Here is a 25,111-nt window from a genome sequence, read left to right as displayed (position 1 = left end):
GTTTACCTTGACACTTTTCGATCGGAGGTAGGAGTCATGGCCCCTAAAACTCAAACTCCGTATGTCATCTACAACCCCGCAAAAGTTGCCAAAGTGCACACCCTGCGAAAAATGGTTACCATCGCGGCCACACAAGCAGGACTAAACGAGCCCGTGTGGATTCAAACCACCGAGGAACAACCCGGAACCCTACAAGCCACCCAGGCTGTGGCAGATGGAGCCGACCTCGTGCTTGCCGCCGGCGGAGATGGCACAGTTCGTGCAGTAGCCGCCGGCCTCGCCGGCACCGGCACACCCATGGCGATACTGCCCTACGGCACCGGCAACCTCCTCTCCCGCAACCTGCACGTTCCCGCCGACAACATCCAAGAAGCCATCGACATCGCTTTCTTCGGCCTCGAAAATGAAATCGACATTGCGTGGATGAAAGTGAACGGCTTCGAAGGCGAACCCGAGATACCTCCCGAAGGCACGTACATCACCACGCAGCACAAAGAACTCCTCGAACAGCGCGGATTTAACCCACCCAGCGAAGACGAATACGCTTTCATCGTCATCGCCGGACAGGGCTGGGACGGACGCATGATGTCCGAGACCAACTCCAACCTCAAAAGCCGCGTGGGCTGGGGCGCCTACGTAGTTGCCGGAGCCAAAGCCCTCACCGCTCCAAGAATGAGGACATTCCTAGAGCTCGACGCGGGCCGCAAGTACGTGATCAACAGCCGCTCCATCCTATTCGCGAACTGCTCATCCCTAATGCTTGGCGTAGTCCTCGCGCCCGACGCAAAACTCAACGACGGCATGCTGGACGTGGCAACACTCGAAACCAGCGACGGCCTTGTAGGCTGGGCCGACCTCTTCACCAAAATCGCCGCGCAAGGAGTGGGCATAAAAAACGACGTCCTCCCAGGCACATCCGGACGGCTAGACTTCATTCAAGCTGCCACCGCTCACAGCCTCGTCAAAGACGCCCACCCCATTCAAGTGGACGGTGACCCGCTTGGCAACGCGCGAGAAATGCGCGTGCGCGTAGACCACAAAGCTCTTAGAATCCGACACGGATAACAAATTTTCGAACGTCCAAAATCTCTTAAAAGATGCGAGGAATCATGGCCAACGAAAACCCGAACAACCCTTGGCAATCACCTAACTCGCCCGGAAACAACCAGCCCGGACCAGACGCTGCCCGCCAACCCGAAACCGAAACTCCACAGCAGGGGGCACCGGAGCATGGCGCGCCCGGGAATGGGACACTCGGGTACGGAACACCCGCACACGAGGCGCCCGGGTACGCGGCACCAGGGTATGGCGCCCCAGGCTACGGCCAGCCAAACCAGGGTTACGGGGCCGGCTACGCGCAGGCCCCGTACCGGCAACCCCTAATCAAGCCTGGCACCATGATTCTGCGTCCCCAGACGGCCTCGGAAATCGTCTCCACCTCATTTGGCACGTTCCGCTTCAACGCGCGCACAACCTTCGCGATCAGTTCCATCATTGCGCTGCTCGTATTCGTCCTCGAATACCTCGTGCAATCCACCATCACCGATCTGGATCTGCTAACCACACAGAGCACCTGGGAAATCATCACCAACTACACCAGCTTCTCTGCCCAAGGCCTTGCAGGCATCATTTTGCTACTCGGGGCAGCGCCCCTCATCTTCGTAGCGATGGAAGGCGTACTCGGCCGCAAAATCAGCGCGCAACAAGCCGTTGAACTCACGCGCGGAAACCGCGGTAGCTACATCCTCCTCGCCCTATTAACATTCCTGATCCCACCACTAATCACAGCCATATCAATCGGTATTCCACTCCTCTTCATCGATCCCGGACTCTCCTCCCTAGTTTTGTTCCTCGGTATCTCAGTGGTGCTACAAATAGCGTTCTACCTGATCGCCATTCGCTTCATGTTCGCGTTCCCCATCATCCTCGTCGAAGGCCAAAAAATGAGGTCCGCACTATCGCGGTCTTGGAAGCTCACACGCGAGCGTTTCTGGCCGCTACTCGGCACTTCCCTACTTATGGGTCTGGCCCTGCTGGCAATCACCATCGCATTCAGCGTGTTCTTCGGCGTGATTAGCGGGCTGGTCATAGTTTTCGAATCTACAAAACTACTGGCCCTAGTAACCTCTATTTCCACCGCGCTAATCTACCTTCTGGTCGCGCCCCTCACCGTCTACGCTCTCACCCTCATGTACGTAGACACGCGCATTCGCAAAGAAGGTTACGACATCGAACTAGCCCGCAGCGGACAGGCAGAGGCTCTCTAACTTGAACACACTCGCGGCGCACGTAGCTCTCGCCCTCGAACCCACACCGGACGAGGCGCGCGAGCTTCTGCGCCGTGAACTCAGCAAGAGCGAATACCTGGAAGGCCGCGGACTGCAAAGCATCCTCGACTGGCTCCTTCAAAAAATCGGAACAACCGTATTCCGCACCGCAGAAGGCACCTTCAACTGGATGCTTCTTGCAATCATCGCAGTGGTCATCATTGCCCTCATCATCGGCGTTTACGCCAGAGTTGGACGCGAACAAAAGACAATCAGCGCGGCCCAGGAGCTCACCTCCCTAAGCGCCGACGAGCACCGCCGCCGCGCCCTCGACCTCAAAAACACGGACCCCACCGAAGCCCTCAAAGCGGGGTTCCGCGCCATCATCGTTCGACTCGACAAAACTGCGGCCACCGCCGCACCCGGACGCACCACAGGCGACATCACCCGCCTCATCGCCCACGAATATCCCGACCTTAAGAACGATATTTCTCGTTGCGCATCCAAATTCGACGTTGCCACCTACCGGCTCGAAACCGTTGGCACCGTCACCACACAAGACGTGGATGCCATGCTCGCCCTCGACAACGAAATCCAAAAACGCCTAAGTACGCAGGTGAGCGTATGAACGCAACCGCGCGCGGAATGACGCTCAAAACTTTCAGCAAAACTTGGCTACCGCTGATCCTGATATTCATCCTGCTGGTGCTCGTCATCACCGCCAAGGGGATTAACACGCAGGGCGAATATAGGGACTACGAACCCGAATCCCCGGGGCGAAGCGGCACCAAAGCCGTCATCGAGGTGCTTAAACAGCAGGGAATACAAACCAAAATCGCCTACAAAGACAGCGACATCGGCGCCGTCGATCGCGACACCACGCTCGTGTTACTAGATGATGGCCTGGACTGGTTTGACATTACCGACAGCCTCAAAACCAAAGCACAGCAGGCCGGGCGCGTAATCCTATTTGGCGTGCAAGACTACCGCCTCAAAGAATTTGGCCTCGACATTGACAGCTACACCAACGGCGTCGCGATGCCCGGCGTCAACGAAAACAGTAGCGCGTGCCTGCCCTACATCGGCAAAGCTAAGAACGCCTCAGTCACCATCGTGCGCGAACACCAAACCCCCGGTGTTATTCAGTGCTTCCGCACCGATAGCGGTAGCCTCCTCAGCATTTGGCCTGCCGAAGACGGCCCGGAATACATCCTCGTCTCGGACCCCGCAGCGTTTACCAACGCCAACGTGCAAAACCTCGACAATGCCGCGCTTGCCCTCACTCTTTACGGGGCCAACCCCAAAGCCGTATTCCACTACGAGCGGCCAAACATCCAGCAGCAGTCACCGGCAAACGCACCATTGTGGCAACTCCTGCCTCCGTGGGTGTTCTGGGCGGGCATGACACTGCTATTCGCTGCCCTCGCTCTCATGATTGCCAAAGGTAGGCGGCTCGGCCCGCTCGCCCGTGAACCGCTACCGGTCATCATCAGCGCCAGCGAAATTGAAGAGGCGCGCGCCAGCCTCGCCCGTGAAGGCAAACACGCCAGCTGGGCCATGTCTCTCATCCAATCGCGTGCCCGCCGTAAACTACGCCGAGCCCTCTACCTGCCTAATCGGGCCAGCGAAGAGGAACTCACCAACACTCTGGCCGCCAAACTCAACACGCCAACCAGCGAACTACACACACTGTTGTACGACGCGAACGTTTTAAACGAAAAAGAACTTACCCAGCGATCACATAAAATTGACCAGCTCATTCAGGAGGTTTCATGACCGAGCAAGATGCAAGGGAAGCCCTACTGCGCGTGCGCGCAGAAGTTGCCAAAGCCGTTGTCGGATCCGACGGCGCTGTAGCCGGCCTCGTCATTGGCCTCCTCACGCGCGGACACGTGCTCCTCGAAGGCGTGCCAGGAACCGCCAAAACCCTCCTCGTGCGCGCACTAGCTAAGTCGCTATCCATCGACACCAAACGCGTGCAGTTCACCCCCGACCTCATGCCTGGCGACCTCACTGGATCACTGCTATACGACCGCGAGACGTCACAGTTCAAGTTCCGCGAAGGCCCCGTCTTCACCAACCTACTGCTCGCTGACGAAATCAACCGCACACCTCCAAAAACCCAGGCAGCACTGCTTGAAGCCATGGCGGAACGCCAAGTGTCGGTTGACGGCGAATCGAAACCGTTGCCTTCCCCGTTCATGGTTGCAGCCACGCAGAACCCCATCGAGTACGAGGGCACCTATCCACTTCCCGAAGCTCAGCTGGACCGCTTCATGTTGAAAGTCCAGGTGAACCTACCCAGTTATGAGGAAGAAACCGAGATCCTTAACCGTCACGTGAACGGATTTGACGCCTCGGACCTAGACGCCGCCGGCATAACACCCGTTGCATCCGCCTCCGATATTGAGGCTGCAACCCGAGCCGTAGCCGCCGTCGAAGTGCACCCCCAGGTAGAGAAGTACATCGTGGACATTGCGCGGGCAACGCGCGTGGCCCCCTCCCTCTCGCTCGGCTTATCCCCGCGCGGCGCCATCGCGCTCCTGGCTACCTCGAGGGCCTGGGCGTGGTTGTCCGGACGAGACTTCGTCACCCCGGATGATGTCAAGCAGATGGCCCCCGCAACCATCACACATAGACTCATGCTTCGCCCTGAAGCCGAACTGGAAGGCGTTGAGGCCGCCTCCGTCCTACAAACCGTCATGGACTCAATCGCGGTACCACGATGACAGTTTCCAGCAGAGTTGCGGCATTAGTTGCGATCGGGATCATCCCGATCATGCTTTCGCCCACCCCTGGAACCCTCGCAACGTGGTTACTGTTCGTCATCGTCCTGACACTCGTTGACGCGATTTTAGCTCCCTCACCGCGCAAACTTCAGATAACCAGACAAGCACCTGAAACAGTTCGTGCTAATGAACGCTCCGTCTCGGTTATCCACGTGGGAGGAGCGAATCGGACGATGCGCGGGGTTTTGCGTGATGCGTGGCAGCCCAGCGCCGGAGCCACGGGAAACCGCCACAAGTTCAAGCTCTCCCCCGGCCAGTCCGAGGATTTCTCTACCGCTTTGCTTCCTACCCGGCGAGGCATCCTGAAAGCTGACGCGGTTACCGTACGTTCGTGGGGCCCGCTCGGCCTCGCCGCTATTCAAACTACGTTTGACCTGCCGGGCACAATCCGCGTACTCCCAGAGTTCCCATCGAAGCAGCTTCTGCCTGGTGCCCTAGCAAAACTGCAGCAAATGACCGGACAAATTCTTGCGCGTGCGCGCGGTCAGGGCACCGAGTTTGATTCCCTGCGCGAATGGGTCGATGGCGACGACCAGCGCTCCATTGATTGGCGCGCAACCGCACGTTCAAAGGACGTTATTGTTCGCACGTGGAGGCCGGAGCGTGACCGCCACATTGTGATGGTTATTGACACTTCGCGTATGAGCGCGCAGCGGCTGGGCAACCAAACTCGCCTCGACGTGAATCTAGATGCCGCTCTTCTGCTAAGCGCTGTGACTGCAAAAGCTGGAGATTCGATCAGTATGATAGCTGCCGATGCGGCCATTAGGGCGCAAGTGATTCGCCCGTCTCGCACAACCGTGCTGGGCGAGCTTTCATCCGCAATGGCACCTCTTGACCCTGCTTTAGTTGAAGCGAACTGGGCTCAGATTGCTGGGAAACTAACGGCTTTCGGCAACAAGATGTCGCTTGTGGTTCTATTCACCGCCCTTGACGTGACCGTGCTGGAAGAATCTTTACTGCCCGCGTTGTTGAACCTTGCGAAGCACACGCGCGTAGTGATTGCGAACGCCTCCGACCCGCAACTTCACAAAGCAGAAGAGGAAGTTAACATCGAGGACCCGTACTTTGTGGCCGCCACAGAGTTTTCGCGCGCCGAGCGGGAAAAGGCTGCCCAAGCCCTCGCCTCTGCAGGCATCACTGTGGTTGAGGCCCCGCCCTCGAAACTGTCCATGGCGGTTGTGGATCACTACTTGAATTTGAAGTCGCGCGGCCTGCTGTAGCCACACGGTTCGGATTACTCAACCGCTACTTGTTCGGGCAGTTTCAAACTTGATTCGGCCAAGTCTTGTTTCTTTTTCCCAAGAACGAGGGCGTAGATGAGGAACGCAACCCAGATGAGCACTCCGAATCCAACCTGCACCTGCCAAGGTGCTTTCGAGGCGGTGACGAAGCCTTCGGTGAAGCCGGAGATAAAGAGAGTGAGCAGGAGGCCAAAAAGCACGTGAATGGCCTGATGTCCGGTGCGGACGAAGGATTCGAGGCGGGTGCGCGAGCCGGGTTGGATTATGGCCCAGAAAAGGCCCAGGCCGGTGCCGGCAGATACGAATATCGCGGTCAGTTCTAGCAGGCCGTGAGGCAGGATCAACGTCCAGAAAGTGGTGCCGTACCCGTGGAACGTCATTAGCGCTCCCGCAATGGCGAGGCTTGCCATATTGCTAATCAGTATTTGCACAGCTCCAATCACGGTGATTCCGTACGCAAGTGTTAATGCAGCAACGTACCAGTTGTTCGACCACACCAGCATCGTGAAGTCCGCGTCAGGATCCTTCGTGTAGTACTTTTCGAAGTCTTCCTGAACGTATTGCAGGATTGATGAGGATGATCCAAGTTGCTCATGTAGTTCGGGGTGCGCGTAGATCCACCAGCCGACAGCGAGGGCAAAGAGGATGGAGAGGACGCCGGCGCTGATCCACCAGGCGCGAAACCGGTAGAGAGCGGCTGGGTAAGTGGTTGTGAAGAATTCGGCGATAGAGGTGAGGGCGCGCCGGTTTTTGCCGGCCATTTTGCCGCGAGCGCGAATGAGGAGGGCGGAGAGCTCTTTGACGAGTTGAGGGTCGGGCGCTCCTGTCCGAATCATGGACAGGTGTGTGGACGTGCTGCGGTAAAGGTCAATGAGTTCGCGAGCTTCGTCTGGGGTTAATACGGTCTTGTTTGCAAGCACTGTGAGCCTGGCCCAAGTACTTTTGTTTGCACTGACGAATGCGTCCAAATCCATGCGCCAAGATTACTAGAAGGTATCGTTTGTGTCATGGATAGTCAGGCGACGACGGTTATAACTGGTGAGGGAGTGGCGCTGGACGTGGTGCCTGCGGGCATTGGCTTGCGCATGCTGTCAGCCCTCATAGATGTGGGGTTGTCGGTTGCCATTTTGATTTGGGTTGCGGTCGCCCAGTTTAATTATTTGTTTTCTAATACCAGCGCCGCCCAGGAAGCACTGTTCATTTTGTTAGTTGTTTTCGCGGTGTTCGTGGCTCCGGTTTTGATTGAGACGGCTACGGGCGGAAAGTCTGTGGGCCGTTTTGTGGTTGGCACCAGGGTTGTGCGCTCGGATTTGCGTCGCGTTGGTATGCAGCAGGCGGCGATTCGGGCGATGGTCGGCCTGGTTGAGATTTGGGCAACGATGGGTGGTCTTGCCGCGGCCGCCGCGCTGATTGACCCAAAGAATCGTCGTTTGGGTGATTTAGCTGCGGGCACTGTGGTGATTAAGGAGCGGGTTGGCGCGCGTGCGGTTGAGGCTGCGAGTAAGCGTGCTGACGCGATTGTTCAAGCGCATGAGGCTCCCGCTACCCCCTCGTGGATTCAAAGTGCGGATTTGCGCAGGTTGCCCCCGGAGCTGGCGCGTAATGCTCGCTCGTTGTTGATGCGCGGCGCGCAGTTTGATGAGCAGGCCCGCGCCAGGCTGCTGGCGGGTATCGCGAGCGAGCTTCGCGAGTATGTTTTTCCGGGCCCGCCACCGGGGGTTGGTGACGAGGAGTTTATTGCCGCCGTACTGGCGGAGCGTACTCGCCGTGAGGCCGCCCGCCTGGAGCGTAATCGCAGGCTGGCAAGCTCTTTTTTGCGCGTCTAGTTGTTGGTACCGTTCATCAGGCCGGCTATCCACGCCCGCGCATTTACAAAGTCTTCGTCTTTGGTGCCAGCTTTAATGGTTGGGCGCTGTCCATCAACGCGCGGATAGGAGCCGATGAAGCGTACTTGCGGGCAGGTGCGGTGCAGGCCGATGAGGGCGGCGGCTACGCGTTCTTCACTGATGTGGCCTTCGATGTCGATGGAGAATTCGTAGGAGCCGAGGGGCCCTCCGGCTGGTCGTGATTCGATGCGCGAGAGGTTGACGCCACGCGCTGCGAACTGTTCGAGCATTGAGAGCAGGGCTCCGGCTTCGTTGTCGGGGAGGCGCACTTGCACGGTGGTTTTGTCGGCGCCGGTGGCGGGAGGAACGTTTCCGAGGGGAGCAACCAGGACGAAGCGTGTAACTGCGCCCCGGTTGTCTGCGACGTTGGAGTGAAGGGCGCGCAGGCCGTATCGTTCAACGGAGGTTTTCGCGCATAGTGCGGCGTCAAAACCCGGGTTTTCATCTTCGGCGATGAGTCGCGCGGCTGCTGCCGTGGAGGTGGCGGGCACGTGCACGGCATCGGGGTAGTTGGCGGCTACCCATTTGCGACATTGCGCCCACGCGTGGGGGTGCGTGCCGATGCGTTGGATTTCCGGAGTGGCGCCATCAGCGGCAGGTTTGATGGCGAGTTCGAAGGATACTTCGACTACCATTTCGGCTTCGATTACGAGGGGAGATCCATGTGAGAGCGAGTCGATGGTTGCGTTGACGCCGCCTTCGATGGAGTTCTCGATGGGCACGACGGCACGGTCCGCTTGCCCACTTCGCACGAGGTCGAGTGCTTGGGGCACGGATGTGCACGGCACCGCTTCAGCGTTTTGGGGCGCAATTTGCCACAGGGCTTGTTCGGTGAATGTGCCGAATGGGCCAAGGAAAGCAATTTTGAGTGGCTTCGTTTGCGCGCTTGGCGTGTTGGTGTGGGTGTGCACGGCGCCTCCTTTTCTCGGCTTTCACCTTATACAGTTAGTTTTGTTCTTGTTTATTTTCAGGTGGTTTTGGTGCGTTTTTTGAGGTTTGTTACGGCTTTCACTCTCGCGTTTTTGGTGGCGTCGCCATTCGCGGTGGCGCAGGAGCCGGTTCGCACGTTGTTTGTGGGCGCTGCGGGTGTTGAGGCCGGTAATGTGTCGCCGGACGTGTTGAATACTCTGGAGGAGCATGGCGCCGCGGTGATGAATCTGCATACGCGCACGTCGAGTCCGGATACGTGTCCGGTTGATGGTTGGATGTCGATGCGCACGCCTGGAAATGCGGTTGATTATGAGGGCAGACAGGCTCGCGGTGGTGTTTGCCGGCCGTTCTTAGATGTGATTGTTGAGGACGAGGCGGGCACGCCCGGCAGGGCGAAGGTGCAGGATTTTAAGCAGATAACTCGGGGCGTTAAGTGGCCGGCACAGCCGGCTGCGGGCGTTGGGGTTGGCCCGGGAGCCGCCCTGTCTCTTGCGAGCCAGAGCGGCGAGGTCGATAGTTGGTTGCCCGCGCCGGACAGGGCGGATGAGTTGGGCGCGGTTGTGTTGCAGGCTCTTCGCGAATCGCACGGGAATGTGTTTGTTGATGCGGGGTGGGCTAATGGGGGCACCAATGCTACTGATTCTTCCGGCAGCGCCTCTAACGTTGCTGGCGCTAGCGGAGCTTCTGCTACGGCTGGCCCTACGGGTTTGTCGGTAGACGAGGTGAACGCGCGGATCGAGGCGGTTTTGGCGGCGTACGCGCAGTTTGAGCGCGAGCATCCGAGTGATGTGCGCTTGGTGCTCGCTTCCGTTGGTCGCATCGAGCCCGGCCCGGCACTGCAGTTTGGCGCTGTCGTTGATCCGACCGCTACCGCCACGGGCTCGAACGTAACCGCAACCATTGGTGAAACTCCAGCAACCAGCCCCGCACCTGCCCAAGCAACAGTTACCCCCGGCCTCTTCTACTCATCGGCCACTCGTTCAGCAGGTTTGGCAACGTTGGGCGATGTGCGTGATTTGGTTACGGGCGGACCGGTCCAGGTGGAGCCAAAGTCGGTGAGGGCCGCACACGCCCAGTTGATGGATGAGGCCACCCACGCGTTGGCGGCGCGAGGTTCGTTGACGCCATTTTTTGCCGGGTGGGGTGCGTTCCTTTTGGTTGGCGTGTTAGCTGGTTTGACACATTTTGTGCGCAAGCCGGCAAAAGATCAGGCGCCGGCGTGGATTTGGCGCAATATTGCAGTGTGGAATGCGCTGGCTTTCGCGGTGGTTCCGGCGGCGATGATTGCAAATCTGGTTCCGTGGTGGCGACTTTCTACTAATCCGCTGTTGCCGATTTTGCTGGTGTTTGCCATTACGGCGGCGCTTTTGGGGTTGGCGCGTTCGTCGAGTCAGCCGGTGGCGGTCCTCGCGGCACTGACTGTGCTGTTGGTGGCGGTGGATATCGCGTCGGGGGCGCATTTGCAGCGCGATGGTTTCTTCGGTTCGATGACGCTCGCATCCCGGCGGTTTTACGGCATTTCCAACCGTTCCTACGTGATCTTGTTGGCTTCAGCGCTGATAGCAACGCTGCCCTGGATTGCGGATCGTTTCCCGCTTAAGAGGCAGGAGGCGGCGCGCGGCGTTGCCGCTATGGGAGTGGGCGTGCTGGCGATTGATGCGTTACCGTTTTGGGGCGCTGATTTTGGAGGACCTGCGGGGATTATCGCCGGGTTTGGCATTGCGTATTTGATGGTGCGTGGTATTCGCCCGAGGTGGAAGCACGCCGCGTGGTGGGTTGTGCTGACAATCGTGGCAACGATTCTTGCAGGAGCCCTGGATGCAAGGTCGGCTTCGCCCTCGCACATCGGCCTGTTCTGGAAGAACTTTGGTTCGCCAGAAACGCTCACTTTGGTAGCCGACAAGGCCCGGGATATGGCAACGACGTTCGCAGGCAATCCGCTGATTTTGGCGGCAGTCGCAGTAGCGACGGTCCTCGTGGTAGTCGGGGCGCGTTTTGCCCGCAGCCTGTTCGAAGCCCGCGAGGGCACCGAAAAGCAACCCGCAGATACTCAAAAAGACTCGCCCGAGACCGGCCAGATCCCCCCGGCCCCCTCATCGAACCCGCACTTGGAAACCCTTCGTGAAGCCACTCCCCCGGGTTTAGCCGCAGTGGCGGCCGGCATAGCGGTGGGTGCGCTAGTGGCCGTGCCAATTAACGATTCAGGTTTGCTGATTGTGGTGGACACCGTTGCGATTGCAGCGCCCGCGCTGGTGTCTATTCTTGCTCGTCGTCTACAAATTTCTCGTACGCGTTGTACGGAGAGCCCGCGGTTTGACGTATAGCTGCCTGAACTCGCTCGCGAACGGGGATTCGGTGGCGGTGTATGCGGCGCAACGTCGTGGCTTTCCAGACGTCTTTGAATTGGTCGGCGCGATGCATGTACCCCATGAGGTCGTTGGCGGTGGCGCGGTGCGTGAAGTCGCAGGGGATTTCTTGCACGGTGTAGCCCTTGACCAGAAGGTCGATGGTCATAGCTACTTCAACGCCCCATCCGGGGGCAAAAGGCATGATGTCGTTAACCGCTTTACGGGTGATGCAGCGCTGCCCGGATAGCGGCGCGTTGGCGTGCCAGCCGGTGGCGCGGCGAATTGATTTGCGGGCACGTCCAACTACAAATCCGTGTCCACCCGCTCCTTTTTGTTTGGGAAGTGTGGCGATGGCGCAGTCGCAGATCCCGCGTTGCACGGCGTCGATGAGGGAGGTTGCTTCCAGCGCACTTTCCCCCAGGTCGGCGTCGAGGAATAGCAGGTGCCTAGGTAGGCCATTGGCGAGGTCGCGCATGGCGGCAACTTTAACTCCGGTTTCAAGGGCGGAGGCTTTGCCGCGGGTAACGGAGTGCCGCACTACTACGGCTCCGGCTTGACGCGCGTGGTCGCCGGTGTTGTCTTCAGATCCGTCGTCTACAACGATGAGGAGGTCAACGCCCGGTAGCGCCCGGCACGCGCGCACGGTGTGGGAGATGCGGCGCGCTTCGTTGCGGGCGGGAATAATGACCGCAACTTTATGTTTTTCGGGTTGTTGTTTGAGTGATTCGCTGACGCGACTGGTTGAGGGGGCGGGACCGGAGTTACTCATGCGTCTAGTTTAGTCCGTTCCCGCCCCGTGGTTTAACCCGTTTTATAGGGATACTTGACGGGATACGAGGCCGGCGCGGGCGCGTTTTTCGTCGTCCGTTAGCGGCTTGGTGTCCGCGAGCGCGGCTTCGAGTTTGCGTTCGAGTTCCTTTACGGGCTCGGTGAGGGTGCCCGGGTCTACCTCGTTTTCGAATTCGAATACGGGGATGGACAGGCCCAGGGCGCGGAATGCGCCGATGAAGTGCGCGCCGGCAAGAGTGAGTTCACCTGCGGCTTGGAGACGGGCGAGGGCGGTGAAGAGCTTGTCTTCGTCTTCGAGGCGGATCCAGCGCACAAAGTGTTTGCCCATGTCGTGCCAGTAGGTGTTGGCCACGCCGGGAATGGCACGTGTGGGGATGAGTTCGGCAGAGGTTTGCGCGATGGCGGCTTCAACTTCTTCGTCGCGCTGGCCGTCAGCAATCCAGTATCCGAGGTCGTTTTGTAGCTCCATCGGCTCAGCGCTTTCGATCATGTCGGGGATGCGCGGGCCAGCGTCGCGCACGTCTACCGGTACGGGGCCGTATTCGGCTTCGCCTTGCTCGATTTTGGTTTTGCGCTCCAAGGCGGCCTTGAGTGCAACGCCGAGGTCGTGGCCGATGTCGCGGCTGGAGGAGCGGGTTTGCAAGCCGATGAGGATCTGTCCGTCTTCGCGTACGAGGGCGGGAACGGCGTTGGGAAGGATGGAGGCAAAAAGGAAGGACTCGGATCCGTATTCTTCCGTGGTCTGCGCTGCAAGGGTGGCGGCAGGGATTATTTCACGCATGGCAACGAGGTCGGCTTCGACGCTCATACCTTCAAAGGGGCGCGCGACGTGCGCGATGATGGGGCGAATCGGTTTGCCGGGCGCTACTTTTTTGCGTCGTGATTTCTTTCCCATGTGGGTCTCCTAAGTTGGTGAATGGTTTTGATCTAGCCCAAAGTTACCGGCGTGAAGCCAATAAGCAAAGCATGCGGGGCCGGCGATGTTTATCTGCTGGAATAGGGATGAAATTTTCAGTGACACCTGCCACACTTATAGGTATGCATGAAAGAGCTGGCCAACTGGCTAAACCAGAAGATTTGATTGATGTTGATGAGGTTCTATCCGCTTATTACGAGATTGAACCCGATGTAAATAACCCCGCGCAAAAGGTCGTGTTTGGCACGTCCGGGCACCGCGGCTCATCGCTTGATGGCGCGTTTAATGAAGCGCACATTGTTGCAACGACGCAGGCGATCGTAGAGTACCGCGCAAGTCAGGGTTTTGACGGCCCGTTGTTTATTGGTCGCGATACCCACGCACTTTCAGAGCCGGCTTGGCGGTCGGCACTTGAGGTGCTGGTGGCAAATGGTGTGGATGTTCAGATCGATTCGCGAGGATCGTTCACGCCCACTCCGGCGGTTTCGCACGCGATTCTCGTGGCTAACGGGGCAGGGTCTGCAAAGGGTCTGCGCACGTCCGGCCCGGGGTTGGCTGATGGCATCGTGGTTACGCCGTCGCACAATCCGCCTCGTGATGGTGGTTTTAAGTACAACCCTCCAAGCGGCGGTCCGGCAGATTCGGATGCGACGGGCTGGATTGCGAACCGTGCTAATGAGATTTTGGCGGACGGCTGGTCTAAGGTAAAGCGCGCTCGTTCGCAGGATTTGCTAGAGGACCCGCACGTACATCGTTACGACTATTTGAAGAAATATGTCGATGACCTCGAGAACGTGATCGACATTGATGCGATTCGCGAGGCCGGTGTTCGTATCGGCGCAGATCCCCTCGGCGGCGCGTCCGTGGATTACTGGGGCGCGATCGCGGAGCGTTACGGTCTGGATCTCACGGTAATCAACCCGAAGGTGGATCCGACGTGGAGGTTCATGACGTTGGATTGGGATGGGAAGATCCGCATGGACTGCTCCTCCCCGTACGCGATGGCATCGGTTCGTGAACGCATGAAGCCGGATGCGTCCGGTAAGACTCCGTTTGATGTTGCTACTGGCAATGATGCGGATTCGGATCGGCATGGCATTGTTACACCGGATGGCCTGATGAACCCCAACCATTATTTGGCTGTTGCGATCGAGTACCTGTTCACGCACCGTCCGGGTTGGGGCGAGGACACGGCGGTGGGTAAGACGCTGGTGTCGTCTGCTCTGATTGACCGCGTGGTTGAGAGCATGGGCCGCAAGCTGATTGAAGTTCCGGTCGGGTTTAAGTACTTCGTGTCGGGCCTGATGAACGGCACGATCGGTTTTGGCGGTGAGGAGTCTGCGGGCGCTTCGTTCCTTCGCAAGGACGGCACGGTTTGGACCACGGATAAAGACGGCATCTTGCTGTGCCTGCTAGCTGCGGAGATTATCGCGGTGACGGGTAAGACTCCGTCGCAATTGCATCAAGAGCAGGTGGAGCGTTTCGGCGCGTCCTCCTACTCGCGTATTGACAATGCAGCTACGCGTGAAGAGAAGGCGAAGCTTGCGAAGTTGGCGCCGGAGGACGTGGCGGCGCAGGAGCTTGCGGGTGAGGAAATCACGGCTCGTTTGGTGAACGCTCCGGGCGATGGCAACGCTATTGGCGGTTTAAAGGTGACCACAAAGAACGCGTGGTTCGCGGCTCGCCCCTCTGGCACGGAGGACGTGTACAAGATTTACGCGGAATCGTTCAAGGGCGAGGACCACTTGCAAGAGGTGTTGGAGGAAGCAAAGGAAGTCGTGAAGGAGGCTCTGGCCTAAACCTTTACGGCTTGAGAGCCGAGCAGCCTAGCGGGTCTGCTAGCGCGTTCGGTTAGTTGTAGTTCCGGGTACGTGTATTTGATGCGTACCCGGAACGTTTTTGTTGTTTTTTAGTCCTGTGAGGTCTGTGCGGACTGCTTTGCCGTAGACTGCATTTGTGTTGAATTCTTACCGCGAAATTTTGTCGATTCCGGGGGCACTGAAATTTTCGTTGGCGGGTTTGATTGCCCGTTTCCCCATGTCAATCGTCGGAATTTCGCAGATTTTGATGATTTCAACACTGTATGGCTCATATACGTTGGCGGGCCAGGTAGGGGCAACAAATATTATTGCGTTTGCTATTTGTGCCCCGTTTGTGGCGCGTTTGGTTGACCGTTTTGGGCAGGCGCGCGTGATGATTCCGCTGGTTACGGTGTCTGCTACCAGCTTGTTGGGATTGATCGTTGCGGCAGCAATGCACGCGCCGGTGGTGTACCTGTACGTTTTGACGGCTATTTCGGGTGCAACTTCGGGTTCGCTGGGTTCGATGGTGCGTTCGAGGTGGACGGTAGCGGTAAAAAATCCGGCGCAGTTGCACACGGCATTTTCGATGGAGGCAACGCTAGACGAGGTCGTGTTCATGATCGGCCCGATCTTAGCAACCATTCTTTCGGCTAACGTCAACCCGGTTGCGGGCATGGTTTTAGCATTTATCCTCGCGATTTCTGGCGGGTTCTGGCTATTGTCGCAACGGGCAACGGAGCCGCCTATTTCCACCTCAAGCATTCACGGTCCTAAAGGCTCCGTGATGGCGCAACCGGTAATGATTGCGTTGGCTCTGGTGTATGTGGGTGCGGGCGCAATGTTCGGCTCAATCGACATTTCGGTGGTTGCGTTTACCGAGTCCATGGGTCAAAAAGCGACGGCTGGCGTACTGCTTGGCGTGTTCGCGTTCGGTTCTATGCTGGCGGGCCTCCTTTATGGGGCGAGGGCAACGTCGATCCCATTGTGGAAGTTGTTTGTCGGTGGGGTTTTCCTGCTGGCAGTGGGCGTAAGTCTCACATATTTTGCGCGGACGATAATCGGCCTGGGCGTCATTTTGTTCTTCACGGGATTCTCCATTTCGCCCACGATGATTAACGTGACCGCGATGGTACAAAAGGCGGTTCCTCCACGGCGTTTAACGGAGGGCCTCACGTGGATGTCCACGGCTATGAATGTGGGTAGTTCGCTGGGTTCGGCACTGGCTGGCCGCGTGGTTGACCACAGTGGACACGTGGGCGGTTTCCACACGGCAATTGGTTTCGCGTGGGTCATGGTTACGATTTCTCTGATTGCGATTCCAGCGTTGCGGGCCACCTCGCATAAGAAGCGGGCGCGGATCCCGGTGCAGGTGCGTTCACGCCGCATGGGTCTTGGGGGTTTGTGGAAGCGCCGGCCGCGAAAGTCGATAGACTGAGGGCGTGCTTTTAACTGCTGTCACTCGGCTGGAAGACGCGTTTAACACGCAGGTAGCGCGCACGCTTTCGGATTTGGGTTGGCGCCCAGAGCTTATCGCGTACGGCGGCTTCGGAAACGCGCAGCGCGTACGCATCATTGCCAGGGCGTTGATGGCCCCTACGTATTTTGAAGAAAAGTACGAGGTTTGGGCTAACCGGCACGGTTTACCTAGCTGGTATCAACTTCATTCCCGCGCGGCAGATAGGCTTCCGCACGCGTTTGGCGAGGTGGTGAAAGACGCGATTGGCGCCGACGAGGGCGACGATACGAACACAACATCCCATATGCGCGGCGAACGCGGGTGGCGCCAGTTTGTGGACGCGCAAGTGCCGAGAGCGCCGGTGCTGGTGACGGTCGGTAGCCGAAAGCTGCTGGTTTATACGGATCGTGGCGGCTATGTGGATCTTATGGTTGAGGATCATGGGTTGGAGCCGGGTTGGCATGCGGCGACGTTGCAGGCGCTGAAGCCCGATGAGGTGGCGCAAGGCGAGAGGCGTGTGCGCGCATCACGCCCAATTGCGGTGCCGGTTCGAGTAGTTTCGGAGCAGGAACACATTGGCCTGGTATCGGATGTGGATGACACGGTGATGGTGTCGTGGTTGCCTCGCCCGCTGGTAGCAGCAAAGAACGCATTTTTCACGTACGTGTCCTCGCGCCAAGTAGTGCCGGGAATGGCGAACTTGTTGCAGCAGATTTCGCATATGCAAACGTCGAGGGGGCGCGTTGGAACGCTACCGGCTCCCGCGGTTTATTTGTCTACGGGAGCATGGAATGTGGCGCCGAGTTTGCGCCGGTTCTTGTTCCGGTCAAACTTCCCTACGGGCACGCCACTGATGACGGATTGGGGGCCTTCTCAGACGGGTTGGTTCCGTTCTGGGCGGGAGCATAAGCGTTCGCAGTTGCGTGAGTTAGCCCGCATGTTTCCGTGGGTGAAGTGGGTTCTGGTTGGCGATGATGGTCAGCACGACCCCTCGATCTATACAGAGTTCGCGCGCGAGCATCCGCAAAATGTGGCGGCGATTTTTATTCGCAGTTTGACTACGACCGAGCAGGTTTTGAATCACGGCGCGCCCGATCCGCGCGAGGAGCTGGGCCCGCTGATCGAATCTCTTGACCCAAAAATCCCGGTGGTAGTTGGCGAGGACGGCTTCGAGCTCCTGCACCGGGCAAGGGCACTTGGCATTCTTCGCTAATTTTCGCCACTCGTAATATCATCCTTTGGAACGCGTCGTCTTGTTCATTGCTTGGTGCGTAATGTTGAAGGCGGCATTATTGCCACTCGCTAGGAAGGACCTTGCGAGAACAGCTTTATCTTGAGTAAAGGGGATGAAATTGGCTATGAAACATGCGCTTACTGACGCGCTCGAGTTTGCAATTCCGTCGAAAGTCCCCACGCATTGGTACAACCTCACTGCTGATTTCCCAGAGCCGATGGCTCCGCATTTGAATCCCCAGACTCGTGAGGAACTTAAGCCAGAGGAAATGCATCCTCTGTTTTCCAAAGCGTTGGTGGAACAAGAGTTTTCCACCGAACGATGGATCGAGATTCCGCAGGCTGTTCGCGAGGTGTATGCGAGCTGGCGTCCGTCGCCTTTGGTTCGTGCGCGTAGGTTGGAGCAGGCGCTCGATACGAAGGTGAAGATTTATTACAAGTACGAGGGAGTGTCTCCCGCTGGTTCGCACAAGCCGAACTCGGCGGTTGCGCAGGCGTATTTCAACGCGCTTGAGGGCATGAAGAAGCTAACTACCGAGACTGGTGCTGGCCAGTGGGGTGCTTCTTTGTCGATGGCTTGCGCGATGTTTGGGCTTGAATGCGAGGTGTTCCAGGTTCGCTCCTCGTTCGACGCGAAGCCGTACCGTCGCATGCAGATGGAGGCGTATGGCGGCACGTGTCATCCGTCGCCGTCTACGCTAACGGAGGCCGGTCGTAAGATCTTGGAGCAGGACCCGGACACTACGGGTTCGCTTGGCATGGCGATTTCGGAGGCCGTGGAGGTTGCTCTGAAGTCAGATAGCGCCCACTATGCGCTAGGTTCGGCTTTGAACCATGTGATGCTGCATCAGACGGTGATTGGTCTGGAGGCGATTGAGCAGTTGCGTGAGGCAGGCGAAGAGCAGGCTGACGTGGTGTTTGGTTGCGCCGGTGGCGGCTCGAACTTGGCTGGCCTGTCGTTCCCGTTCTTGGGTGAGAACTTGCGCGATGGGAAGACCACGAGGGTGGTTGCGTGTGAGCCGCAGGCTTGTCCGTCGATGACTCAGGGCGAGTTCCGCTACGACTTTGGTGATGTGGCTGGCATGACTCCGCTGATGAAGATGTACACGCTCGGTCATGATTTTGTGCCGCCGTCGATTCATGCTGGTGGTTTGCGCTACCACGGTATGAGCCCGATGGTGTCTCACGCTAAGTCGCTGGGCTTGCTTGATTCGGTTGCTATTGGTGAACACGAGACGTTCGCCGCCGGCCTGGAATTTGCGCGCGCAGAGGGAATCATTCCGGCTCCCGAATCCACGCACGCAGTTGCAGGCGCGTTGAACTACATTAAGTCTGGCAAGGCACGCGATGGCGAGGTCATCGTGATTGGCCTGTCCGGTAATGGTTTGCTGGATCTTCCCGCTTATGAAAATGAGCTGGAGAAGGAACGCCAGCTGAAGAAGTAAACCGTATTCACATGTGTGGGCCAGGCATTTGCCTGGCCCACACCCATATCTACCGATCCTGTGATTCGTTGACAGAACCTTATTCAGTCCACTACTTCGATCAAACTGGGGTCGTTGTTTCGCACGTTCCCCACGGCGTTTCCAACTTTTCTAGGAACGAGGACGGGGCTGGCAATCGCATCCAGCAAGTGCCTGACCTCGGTGTCTGTTTCTGTTTCGGGGTCCAGCCACTCGCTCCACATGGAGGGCGGCACCACCACCGGGGAGCGGTCGTGGATGTGACCGACGGCGTCGGGCGCGCTACGCGTAACAATCGCGAAGGTCAGCAGCCACTGGTCTCGAGGGCCTTGCCATGCCTCGTAAATGCCGGCAAATCCCATCACCGGGTCCCCCTCCCCCTCGGACAGAAACCAGGGTTGCTTGCCGCCAGCGCCGGCCTGCCACTCGTAGTAGCCGTTGGCGGGCACGAGGCACCTGCGTCGCCGTGCAGCAGCTTTGAACGAGGGTTTGTCCACCAGGCTTTCCGCTCGCGCGTTAATCATGGGGCGGCTGGCATCGCGCGCCCAGGAAGGCACCAGCCCCCACTGGTGCGTTTGCATGCGCCGTAGCACCCGCCCGGGCTCCTCCTCGTATCTTTCAAACACGATCGGTAGTTGTTGGGAGGGGGCAGCGTTGTACGTGGGAGTAACTTCGCCTATGCGAAAGTCAGTGTCGAAGATGGCCGTAAGTTCTTCTTCCGGCGTCCACAGTACGTAGCGGCCGCACATAGATCCTCCTAACCCTGCGCGTTAGATTCCGTTGGCACCAAACAGGAGGCCTAGCGTGTAGGTGACGGCCGCAGCCCCATAGCCGATGAGGAGCTGGCGAATCGCGCGCTTCACGGGAGGTTTGCCTGACAGCACCCCCACTACACCACCCGTGAACATGAGGACCACACCAACCACGATCGCAGACAGTAGGATTCCTAGGTTTCCACTAGCGCCAAACAGGAACGGTAGCAGTGGCACCAGCGCTCCGATTGCGAAGAACAGGAATGAGGATGCGGCTGCGCCCCACGGATGTCCGATTTCCGCGTGGGATTCGGAGGGGTCGCGGTGGCGTTCCTTGGTAGATAGCAGGGAGCGGGGCGTGATGATCGAGCTCGTGGTCATTTCCGAGGCCGGTCGGTTGATCGCGTCGAAGATGATGCGTGCGTGTTCTTCGGACTCTTCAGCGGTGTCACCGCGAGCGCGGAACACGAGCTCCAGTTCGTTTTGTTGCACGTTGAGTTTGGATACTTGCACGGGCGCGTCGGTGGACGGGTCCGAGGCCTCTAGTAGTTCGCGTTGGGAGGTGACGGAAATGTATTCGCCTGCTGCCATTGAGAGGGCGCCGGCTAGCAGACCGGCAATACCGGTTGTGATGACCATGCTGTTTGGAACACCGGTAGCGGCAATGCCGAGGATGAGGGCAAGGTTTGATACCAGGCCGTCGTTGGCTCCAAACACTGCGGCGCGGAACGTGCCGGCAATGCGTGCGCGCGAGCGGGCGGCGAGGCCGCGCACAACCTCACCGTGGATGTGCTCGTCGGCAGCCATCGCGTCGGTGGCGTCTTGGTCAACGTCGTAAGACTGGCGCTGTTCTGCGCGTTGGGCGAGGGCGAGGATAAAGATGGAGCCGAACGTTGCGGCAAACCGGGCGAGGACGCGCGAGTATAGCGTGGGTTTGGGGGCGGGATGTGCGTGCTCACCAAGAAGGGAGGTCCAGTGCTCAATGTGTCGTGTTTCGGCGTCGGCAAGCGCTTGCAGGATGGCGGCTTCTTCCCCGGTGCGTCGTTGCGCTAGGTTCAAATAGGTTTGGCGTTCCATTTGCTCATCGGCAAGGTATTTACGCCAGCGTTTGATTTGTTCCTCGGTTGGCTGATTGCCAGGTGTCATGTGATTGTTCCTCGCACCGAACTTTGCACCCCAGTGCTACGAAGGGCAGTGTGGGGCTGTTCTAAAGACTGTTGAAATTGTTACGAGGGCGGTATTGCCGCCCTCGCCTCGTTATTCTTCTGTGTCTATGTCATCAACTTCTATGACCGTTACGTCAACGTACTGGTCTTGGGGTTCACCAAAGACGCGCTCTTTGACTACTCCAACGAGCTTGTCAGTGGCTGCTGCTCCGCCCTTTTTAAGGGCTTCGGAGACTCTTTCAGAGGCCTGGTCCATGCGCTCAGCTACCAGCGGACTTTGCCTGATTTTAGATGCTTGCATCTTGATTTTCTCGTAGCGTTCACGTCCTGCGCGCGTGCCGAGCACGTACCCAAGGCCGGCTCCTACAATGAATCCGAATTTTGCGCCCAAGGCTCCTCCTTATTGCATGTTTCTCAGCTAGTTTACCGGGCCAGACGGCGGGTGCGCATTTGCTGGAAGTGTTTAGAGGTGGTGTTGCCTGCGGTTTTGAACAAGCCGGGGTTTAGGGGCGCTTTATCCCTAGTTTTCCCTTAGGCTTAGGTTGTGACAGAGGTACAGATTACGACGCCCCGCGGAGTTCAGCTCGCGGGCACGTTTGTGGACCCTGTTGATTCTACGGACGCTGCGGTTTTGTTTGCGCATTCTTTCTTGGCTGATAGGCATTCGGGCGAGCATTTCGATCGTTTGTCGGCAGCATACCGGGGCGCGGGTTATGCAACTCTGGAGTTCGATTTTTCCGGTTGCGGCGATTCTGATGATGACGTGATTACGCTGGCCAGCCAGGTGGAGGATTTACATTCGGCTTCGGCGTGGCTTCGCACGCAGGGTTTTAACCGCCAGATTTTGCACGCGCATTCGTTTGGCACGCTGGTAGCTTTGAAAGCCCGCCCGCAGGCCGCTAAGGCGATGCTTCTAACCGGTATGATTACAGGCCCACTGTCGTTTGAGTGGGATCAGATTTTTTCGTCCACACAGTTGGATGATTTGGAGCGTTCTGGCCGCGCACAGATCCCAGATGATACGTATTCCAAACGCGAGTTTTTTGTGATTTCAAAGCAGACGTTGATTGATCTGTCGATGAATGAGGCAGACGACTTGCTAGATGACTTATCTGCCCCGATCCTGGCGATTTATGACGCAGACGATGAGCATTTGGGCTTGGTTGAGATGGCTCAGGAAGAGTTTGCGCGCCTGCCGGACGGCTCTCGCGTTGAGGTCCTGCGGGACGCCCGTTTTGGTGCACATGAGGGCGTAGATACGCTTCGCGACATGTCGGTGCAGTGGGCTAGCCGCCATGTTCCCGTTCGCGTAGGCTAACGCAACCCCAGCTTTAGCCCACCCCCTCGCGTGATCTATGAAAGTACGCGCGCGGTTTCCGCTTCCAGATTTTCGAGGTCACCTAGCCACGCCCTCGTTCCAAAGCTGGTGGTGCTGAGCGATGCGATGCGGTTGGAAAAGTCGATGAGCGCAGACGGGTCGGTTGTTTCTCGATTTACGAGGCCGTGAGCGCATCCCCACGCGAAGGCTCCATGGAACGTGTCACCAGCTGCAAGGGTGTCGATGGCGTCAACTGCAGGAGGGGTAACAGTCCCGGTTTCGCCAAGCCAGGCCCATTGCACGGGGTCTGGTCCGGCTGTGCGCACTACGCGTTCAATGCCGAAGCCTTTGAGAAAGGCCACGGTGTCATCGAAGTCCGTGCATCCGGGTGGCAGGAAGTCTGCGGAGATGATGGCCACGTCTATATATCCCAGCATTGTGGGTAGCCACGGTTTCCAAGATCCGCCGTCAAGGATGCGCAGATACTCGGGCTTGTATTCTTGCGCCGCGAATGGTTCTCCATCCTCGGGGGCACCGCTGGTAAGGACAGCCATCGCCAGATCGGGATTGTGTCCGTCAACAAGCACAACCTGCGGCCGGCCCATGGCTTCTAGGGTTTCCAACGCAATTTCCGGCTTTAGTGGCAGTCGCGTGTTGGTGGAGGCAACGGTGCGCGCATTGTTTTGCGCGTTAATGAGGATCGCAGACACGCTGGGGGTCAGATCTAGCTTGCCGGTGGTTTCGGGCGCCTCGGCCTCGTAATCGGTGCAGTCTACAAGCGCTACTTCCTGGGCTTCCAGGTCTTCAAGAATGAGGTGCGCGGCAGGGCCTTCACCGATTGCGGAAACGAGGAGGGAGGCCATCGCTCCTCCCGGATTCGCACCCCGATTGAGGTCGCTCGCGCTCGCGGCACGGGTGGCTGCGCGGGTGAGGTGAGAGAACGCAACGGCCGCGTTGGTTGCGGGCCCGCCCGCAGCAAGGATCTGGTCAAGTGAGGTTACTTTTTGGTTCTCGCGTACTGTGCCTGCGGTTAGTTGGGCAACGTCGAGTGTGGTGATCCCAGCGAAAAGTCCGTACATGGTTTAAGTATCTCATTGGAATAGGAGGACGCGAATATTACGCTCCTTGATAGTGGACGCAGGGGCGTGAACAATAACTCTTCTCGCTCGCTCGCCCATCGTAATAGGAAGCATGCTTCCGAAACCAGCGTTTAGAGTGTAGATTCATACACATGAACGCTCTAAACGGAAATATGTCTCCGAATAATTTAGCCTCTGACCGCGCCAATGATTCTACATCTGGGCAATTCCCCCTACCTGCAGCTCAGATTGGCGGAGTGATTAAAACTGCTCGCAAAGAATACGGATTGACGCAACAACAGTTGGCTGAACTTGCTGGAGTTTCAGATCGTACGGTGCGCACTTTGGAGCAGGGCGGACTCGGCCCAACATTGAGGTCGTTACTGGCGGTCACAGGAACCTTGGGCTTGAAGGTAGAGGTATCCAACAGGTGAGTATTGCATCCATAAGCCTTGATCAGCTCCGATTTGTAAAGCGCGCGAATGTCTACAAAGGCAACCACTTGGCTGGAACGTTGTCACGCGACTCGGAGGGAGTGGTCGAGTTCAAATACAGGGATGACTATGTGGGGGATCCCGTAGCATTTTCGTTGCCGTTGGGTGAAACCTCCACACAACAAGGTGGCGCGCTCCCCGCATTCTTCGCGGGACTATTACCAGAGGGACACCGCCTCAATGTATTGAACAGAGCAACCAAAACATCTATGAATGATGAGTTTACGATGCTTCTGGCGGTGGGCGCTGACACTCCCGGCGATGTAAGGATTTTTACGTCCGAGGCTGCGCCTAATGAAGTTCCACCACTATACGAGGACCCATCTAGATGGAGTTTTCAAGATCTAACCGAGATGGTTGACCCCTACGCAGTTCCCGGTGTTCAGCCAAAAGCATCAGCATCGATGATTAATATGCCGATTCGAACGAGACGCACGCACGCGATCCTCAAGATCGACCCGGCCCAGTACCCTCACCTCGTGCGCAATGAAGCTTTACATCTACGTCATGCTCGCGGCCTTAAAATCCCTGTAGCTAAGTCTCAGTTGGTTGTAGATAAAGAAGGCGTAGAAGGCTTACTCGTTGAGCGTTTTGACCGCCGTGTTGATGCGAGCGGACAGATTGTGCGTCTCGCTCAAGAGGACGCTTCGCAAGTTCTGCAGATTCCACCATCTGAAAAGTACAACGTCGAATCCGAAGCCGTGGTTGCGGCGCTCGCGCAACACACCAGTGCCCCTATGGTTGCTATTCGAGCTCTATATGTACAGTTCCTGTTCGCTTGGCTTACCGGAAACGGTGATGTTCACGCAAAGAACCTGTCAATTTTACGAAATCCGGAGGGCGTGTGGGAGGTCGCTCCGATGTACGACCTACCCTGCACGGCTCTTTATCGCGATTTCACGATGGCGCTCCCGATTGATGGGCAAACGAAGAATCTCCGGGGCCGTCATTGGGATGCTTTTGCAGATAATATCGGTCTGCCAATTAGAGCGGCGCGCAGCGCTCAACGTTTGGTACTAAGAGTGGCGAAGGGTATCGATTTGAGCGAATTACCATTTGATGGATCCCCGTTGCATGGGGCTCAAAGAGAGCTTTCAAGCCGGCGTCACCAAATAGAGTCACTACTCGACACTTAAGTCATCTACTAAGGGGGATAATCAATCCCTCAACGAGTTTCCA

At 57.8% G+C, this 25,111-nt stretch carries 23 protein-coding genes; 15 read left to right on the top strand and 8 right to left on the bottom strand.

Annotation, left to right across the window (positions count from 1 at the left end; genetic code table 11):
* Positions 1-36: 36 nt before the first annotated feature.
* The 6 genes from HMPREF2854_RS03670 to HMPREF2854_RS03645 are packed head-to-tail and all read left to right on the top strand — an operon-like array spanning position 37 to position 6,279.
* The gene (locus tag HMPREF2854_RS03670; RefSeq protein WP_070619087.1) at positions 37-1,065 is read left to right on the top strand and encodes a diacylglycerol/lipid kinase family protein; all 1,029 of its coding nucleotides are present in this window, start codon (positions 37-39) and stop codon (positions 1,063-1,065) included.
* 44 nt (positions 1,066-1,109) lie between these two features.
* The gene (locus HMPREF2854_RS03665) at positions 1,110-2,267 is read left to right on the top strand and encodes a glycerophosphoryl diester phosphodiesterase membrane domain-containing protein (protein WP_070619084.1); all 1,158 of its coding nucleotides are present in this window, start codon (positions 1,110-1,112) and stop codon (positions 2,265-2,267) included.
* A 1-nt stretch (position 2,268) separates the two neighbouring features.
* A complete protein-coding gene (locus tag HMPREF2854_RS03660; RefSeq protein ID WP_070619079.1) occupies positions 2,269-2,895 on the top strand; it encodes a hypothetical protein in 627 nt (208 codons plus the stop codon).
* A complete protein-coding gene (locus HMPREF2854_RS03655; RefSeq protein WP_070619076.1) occupies positions 2,892-4,043 on the top strand; it encodes a DUF4350 domain-containing protein in 1,152 nt (383 codons plus the stop codon). Before HMPREF2854_RS03660 ends, HMPREF2854_RS03655 begins: the two co-directional genes overlap by 4 nt.
* Entirely contained in the window at positions 4,040-4,996 is a 957-nt protein-coding gene (locus tag HMPREF2854_RS03650) for an AAA family ATPase (RefSeq protein WP_034508603.1), read from the top strand. The genes HMPREF2854_RS03655 and HMPREF2854_RS03650 overlap by 4 nt, the downstream gene beginning before the upstream one ends.
* Positions 4,993-6,279 (top strand): DUF58 domain-containing protein, encoded by a 1,287-nt coding sequence (locus HMPREF2854_RS03645; RefSeq protein ID WP_070619073.1) that lies wholly within the window; start codon positions 4,993-4,995, stop codon positions 6,277-6,279. The genes HMPREF2854_RS03650 and HMPREF2854_RS03645 overlap by 4 nt, the downstream gene beginning before the upstream one ends.
* 14 nt (positions 6,280-6,293) lie before the next feature.
* On the opposite strand, the gene HMPREF2854_RS03640 is transcribed toward HMPREF2854_RS03645, so the two are convergent.
* Positions 6,294-7,220 carry a stage II sporulation protein M gene (locus tag HMPREF2854_RS03640; RefSeq protein ID WP_186822479.1) on the bottom strand — a complete coding sequence of 309 codons (927 nt, stop codon included), beginning with the start codon at positions 7,218-7,220 and terminating at the stop codon, positions 6,294-6,296.
* 87 nt (positions 7,221-7,307) lie between these two features.
* Here HMPREF2854_RS03640 and HMPREF2854_RS03635 point away from each other — a divergent pair, with 87 nt between their 5' ends.
* A complete protein-coding gene (locus tag HMPREF2854_RS03635; protein WP_070619067.1) occupies positions 7,308-8,126 on the top strand; it encodes an RDD family protein in 819 nt (272 codons plus the stop codon).
* On the opposite strand, the gene pheA is transcribed toward HMPREF2854_RS03635, so the two are convergent.
* A complete protein-coding gene (gene pheA, locus HMPREF2854_RS03630; protein ID WP_070619064.1) occupies positions 8,123-9,097 on the bottom strand; it encodes a prephenate dehydratase in 975 nt (324 codons plus the stop codon). The genes HMPREF2854_RS03635 and pheA overlap by 4 nt on opposite strands.
* A gap of 69 nt (positions 9,098-9,166) precedes the next feature.
* Here pheA and HMPREF2854_RS03625 point away from each other — a divergent pair, with 69 nt between their 5' ends.
* Positions 9,167-11,440: a hypothetical protein gene (locus HMPREF2854_RS03625; protein ID WP_148130885.1), complete on the top strand. Its 2,274-nt coding sequence runs from the start codon at positions 9,167-9,169 to the stop codon at positions 11,438-11,440.
* Here HMPREF2854_RS03625 and HMPREF2854_RS03620 read toward each other — a convergent pair.
* Both HMPREF2854_RS03620 and HMPREF2854_RS03615 read right to left on the bottom strand, forming a co-directional pair.
* Positions 11,373-12,233 carry a glycosyltransferase family 2 protein gene (locus HMPREF2854_RS03620; RefSeq protein ID WP_070619058.1) on the bottom strand — a complete coding sequence of 287 codons (861 nt, stop codon included), beginning with the start codon at positions 12,231-12,233 and terminating at the stop codon, positions 11,373-11,375. The two genes, HMPREF2854_RS03625 and HMPREF2854_RS03620, sit on opposite strands and share 68 nt — an antisense overlap.
* A gap of 42 nt (positions 12,234-12,275) precedes the next feature.
* Entirely contained in the window at positions 12,276-13,148 is an 873-nt protein-coding gene (locus HMPREF2854_RS03615; protein ID WP_070619055.1) for a DUF5926 family protein, read from the bottom strand.
* 143 nt (positions 13,149-13,291) lie between these two features.
* Here HMPREF2854_RS03615 and pgm point away from each other — a divergent pair, with 143 nt between their 5' ends.
* The 4 genes from pgm (at position 13,292) to HMPREF2854_RS03595 (ending at position 19,105) form a co-directional block, all read left to right on the top strand.
* Positions 13,292-14,968: a phosphoglucomutase (alpha-D-glucose-1,6-bisphosphate-dependent) gene (gene pgm, locus HMPREF2854_RS03610; RefSeq protein WP_070619052.1), complete on the top strand. Its 1,677-nt coding sequence runs from the start codon at positions 13,292-13,294 to the stop codon at positions 14,966-14,968.
* A 157-nt stretch (positions 14,969-15,125) separates the two neighbouring features.
* Positions 15,126-16,406, top strand: coding sequence for an MFS transporter (locus tag HMPREF2854_RS03605; RefSeq protein ID WP_070619049.1), 1,281 nt, complete (start codon positions 15,126-15,128; stop codon positions 16,404-16,406).
* 4 nt (positions 16,407-16,410) lie between these two features.
* Entirely contained in the window at positions 16,411-17,640 is a 1,230-nt protein-coding gene (locus HMPREF2854_RS03600; protein WP_261666646.1) for an App1 family protein, read from the top strand.
* Between the two features lie 133 nt (positions 17,641-17,773).
* On the top strand, positions 17,774-19,105 hold the full coding sequence (locus HMPREF2854_RS03595; protein WP_070619045.1) for a TrpB-like pyridoxal phosphate-dependent enzyme: 1,332 nt from the start codon (positions 17,774-17,776) through the stop codon (positions 19,103-19,105).
* Between the two features lie 83 nt (positions 19,106-19,188).
* On the opposite strand, the gene HMPREF2854_RS03590 is transcribed toward HMPREF2854_RS03595, so the two are convergent.
* The 3 genes from HMPREF2854_RS03590 to HMPREF2854_RS03580 form a co-directional block, all read right to left on the bottom strand.
* Positions 19,189-19,872 carry an SOS response-associated peptidase gene (locus HMPREF2854_RS03590; RefSeq protein ID WP_070619042.1) on the bottom strand — a complete coding sequence of 228 codons (684 nt, stop codon included), beginning with the start codon at positions 19,870-19,872 and terminating at the stop codon, positions 19,189-19,191.
* Positions 19,873-19,893: 21 nt separating this feature from the next.
* Positions 19,894-21,021, bottom strand: a complete 1,128-nt coding sequence (locus HMPREF2854_RS03585) for a VIT1/CCC1 transporter family protein (RefSeq protein WP_034508565.1) — start codon at positions 21,019-21,021, stop codon at positions 19,894-19,896.
* 111 nt (positions 21,022-21,132) lie between these two features.
* A complete protein-coding gene (locus HMPREF2854_RS03580) occupies positions 21,133-21,432 on the bottom strand; it encodes a YtxH domain-containing protein (RefSeq protein ID WP_070619039.1) in 300 nt (99 codons plus the stop codon).
* Between the two features lie 153 nt (positions 21,433-21,585).
* Here HMPREF2854_RS03580 and HMPREF2854_RS03575 point away from each other — a divergent pair, with 153 nt between their 5' ends.
* Complete coding sequence (locus HMPREF2854_RS03575; RefSeq protein ID WP_070619036.1) at positions 21,586-22,359, top strand: alpha/beta hydrolase; 774 nt, start codon at positions 21,586-21,588, stop codon at positions 22,357-22,359.
* A 35-nt stretch (positions 22,360-22,394) separates the two neighbouring features.
* On the opposite strand, the gene HMPREF2854_RS03570 is transcribed toward HMPREF2854_RS03575, so the two are convergent.
* On the bottom strand, positions 22,395-23,438 hold the full coding sequence (locus HMPREF2854_RS03570) for a PfkB family carbohydrate kinase (protein WP_070619033.1): 1,044 nt from the start codon (positions 23,436-23,438) through the stop codon (positions 22,395-22,397).
* A 257-nt stretch (positions 23,439-23,695) separates the two neighbouring features.
* Between HMPREF2854_RS03570 and HMPREF2854_RS03565 the strand changes: the two genes are divergently transcribed.
* Together HMPREF2854_RS03565 and HMPREF2854_RS03560 are read left to right on the top strand one after the other, a co-directional pair.
* The gene (locus HMPREF2854_RS03565; protein ID WP_261666645.1) at positions 23,696-23,872 is read left to right on the top strand and encodes a helix-turn-helix transcriptional regulator; all 177 of its coding nucleotides are present in this window, start codon (positions 23,696-23,698) and stop codon (positions 23,870-23,872) included.
* On the top strand, positions 23,869-25,068 hold the full coding sequence (locus HMPREF2854_RS03560) for a type II toxin-antitoxin system HipA family toxin (protein WP_070619030.1): 1,200 nt from the start codon (positions 23,869-23,871) through the stop codon (positions 25,066-25,068). The genes HMPREF2854_RS03565 and HMPREF2854_RS03560 overlap by 4 nt, the downstream gene beginning before the upstream one ends.
* The last annotated feature ends 43 nt before the right edge of the window (positions 25,069-25,111 follow it).

The sequence above is a fragment of the Actinomyces sp. HMSC075B09 genome (assembly GCF_001812395.1).
In the GTDB taxonomy this organism is placed as follows: domain Bacteria; phylum Actinomycetota; class Actinomycetes; order Actinomycetales; family Actinomycetaceae; genus Gleimia; species Gleimia europaea.
The sequence above is the reverse complement of the archived record's forward strand: the minus strand, read 5'-3'. Positions and strand labels throughout refer to the sequence as shown.

Excerpts from the sequence above, each read along its gene's own strand:
- HMPREF2854_RS03570 (WP_070619033.1), bottom strand. The coding sequence starts at position 23,438 with ATGTACGGACTTTTCGCTGGGATCACCACACTCGACGTTGCCCAACTA.
- HMPREF2854_RS03635 (WP_070619067.1), top strand. The coding sequence starts at position 7,308 with ATGGATAGTCAGGCGACGACGGTTATAACTGGTGAGGGAGTGGCGCTG.
- HMPREF2854_RS03650 (WP_034508603.1), top strand. The coding sequence starts at position 4,040 with ATGACCGAGCAAGATGCAAGGGAAGCCCTACTGCGCGTGCGCGCAGAA.
- HMPREF2854_RS03620 (WP_070619058.1), bottom strand. The coding sequence starts at position 12,233 with ATGAGTAACTCCGGTCCCGCCCCCTCAACCAGTCGCGTCAGCGAATCA.
- HMPREF2854_RS03595 (WP_070619045.1), top strand. The coding sequence starts at position 17,774 with ATGAAATTGGCTATGAAACATGCGCTTACTGACGCGCTCGAGTTTGCA.
- HMPREF2854_RS03615 (WP_070619055.1), bottom strand. The coding sequence starts at position 13,148 with ATGGGAAAGAAATCACGACGCAAAAAAGTAGCGCCCGGCAAACCGATT.
- HMPREF2854_RS03645 (WP_070619073.1), top strand. The coding sequence starts at position 4,993 with ATGACAGTTTCCAGCAGAGTTGCGGCATTAGTTGCGATCGGGATCATC.
- HMPREF2854_RS03670 (WP_070619087.1), top strand. The coding sequence starts at position 37 with ATGGCCCCTAAAACTCAAACTCCGTATGTCATCTACAACCCCGCAAAA.
- HMPREF2854_RS03590 (WP_070619042.1), bottom strand. The coding sequence starts at position 19,872 with ATGTGCGGCCGCTACGTACTGTGGACGCCGGAAGAAGAACTTACGGCC.
- pgm (WP_070619052.1), top strand. The coding sequence starts at position 13,292 with ATGCATGAAAGAGCTGGCCAACTGGCTAAACCAGAAGATTTGATTGAT.
- HMPREF2854_RS03655 (WP_070619076.1), top strand. The coding sequence starts at position 2,892 with ATGAACGCAACCGCGCGCGGAATGACGCTCAAAACTTTCAGCAAAACT.
- HMPREF2854_RS03665 (WP_070619084.1), top strand. The coding sequence starts at position 1,110 with ATGGCCAACGAAAACCCGAACAACCCTTGGCAATCACCTAACTCGCCC.
- HMPREF2854_RS03585 (WP_034508565.1), bottom strand. The coding sequence starts at position 21,021 with ATGACACCTGGCAATCAGCCAACCGAGGAACAAATCAAACGCTGGCGT.